The following is a 1,508-nucleotide window of genomic DNA, read 5'->3' as shown; positions in this document are numbered from 1 at the left end:
GGTCGCGCTCAGCGTGTGGTCGGCGGCCTCGCCCGTCAGCGCCAGCACCCCGTCCCGCGCCGTCAGGCGCAGTGGCCCGGCCCGCACCTCGCCGCTTGGCACTCCATTCCGCAGGGTGATTCGCCCGGTGACCCGCTCCCCGGCGGCGGTGAGGTTCACTCCCAGCTGCCCATCCGCCCGGTCGGGGTCCAGCCCGGGCACCGTCAGCGAGGCCGTGACCTGCCCGCTCGCCTCCACGAAGGGCCGCAGCACGAGGGCATCCAGCCTCGCGCCGCGCACCCGCAGGTCCCGGCCGTCGTAGGTCAGGGGAATCCGGCTTCCCGGGTGCGTGAGTTCGGCATCGGCCCGCACGCCGCCCCGCCACGACACGGCCCCGCGCAGGGTCAGCGGCTGCCCCAGGTAGAGGCTGCCGCCCGTGCGGAGGGTGGCCCCGTCCGGGGAGAGGTCGGCCAGCAGCCACCCCAGGCTCAGGTCCTGCCGCACCCCTTCCGGCAGGCCCGCCCGCAGCGGGGAGAGGTCGGCCTGCACCCGTCCCCCCAGCGCGGGCAGGAGGTTGACCCGCCCGGTCAGGGGACCCGACGGCAGTGCCGCGAGCGTCCGGCCCCCGCCGCGCACCGCCACCGTCCCCGCCCGTCCGCCGAGGGCGTAGCGCAGCTCGGTGCCTCCAGCCCAGCGTCCCCCGGCGAAGCTCAGGCCCCCCAGGGTGACCCGGCCCGCCGTGGGGGCGGCAGTCAGCGGGAGGGTCTGCGCAGGCAGGGTCAGGCTGGCGTCGCCCGTCCCGAAGCGTTGTTCCCGCACCCGGACCGTCCCGCGCAGGGCGGTGAGGTCGCCCGCCGCGCTCGCCTCCAGATAGGGGCCCGTGACATTCGCCCGCACGTCCGACACGTCGCTCAGGCCCCGCAGCCGCGCGGTCGCGGTCAGGGCATGGTCGGCCAACTCGCCTGTCAGCGTCAGTCCTCCGTCCCGCACCCTCAGGCGCAGCGGCCCGCCACGCACCTCGCCCGCAGGCTGCCCACCTCGCAGTGTGACGCGGCCCGTGACCCGCTCGCCCAGCGCCCGCACGTCCACGCCCAGGCGCCCGCTCGCCCGCTCCGGGTCCAGGCCCGGCAGCGTCAGGTCGGCGGTGACCTGCCCGGTCGCCTCCACGAGGGGCCGCAGCACGCGGGCATCCAGCCTCGCCCCGCGCACCCGCAGGTCGCGCCCGTCGTAGGCGAAGGGCACCCGGCTTCCCGGATGGGTCAGCGTGCCCGACGCCCGCACCCCGCGCCGCCAGTCCACCCGCGCCCGCAGGCCCAGCGGCTGGCCCAGGTAGCGGCCCCCGGAGCTGCCCAGCGCCGCGCCGTCCGGGGTCACGTCCGCGATGAGTTGCCCGGCCACGAGTGCGGCCCGCAGATCGGCGGGCAGGTCGGCCAGGAAGGGGGAGAGGCTGGTCTGGACCCGGCCCCCCAGCGCGGGCAGGAGGTTGACCCGCCCGGTCAGAGGGCCGGAGGGGAGCGCCGCGAGGGTCC

At 77.8% G+C, this 1,508-nt stretch carries 1 pseudogene; it reads right to left on the bottom strand.

The window, feature by feature from the left end:
• Positions 1 to 1,508: pseudogene (locus QOL99_RS16995) on the bottom strand (hypothetical protein); the annotation flags it as partial.

It is taken from the genome of Deinococcus rhizophilus (assembly GCF_030271215.1).
Lineage (GTDB): Bacteria > Deinococcota > Deinococci > Deinococcales > Deinococcaceae > Deinococcus > Deinococcus rhizophilus.
The sequence above is the reverse complement of the archived record's forward strand: the minus strand, read 5'-3'. Positions and strand labels throughout refer to the sequence as shown.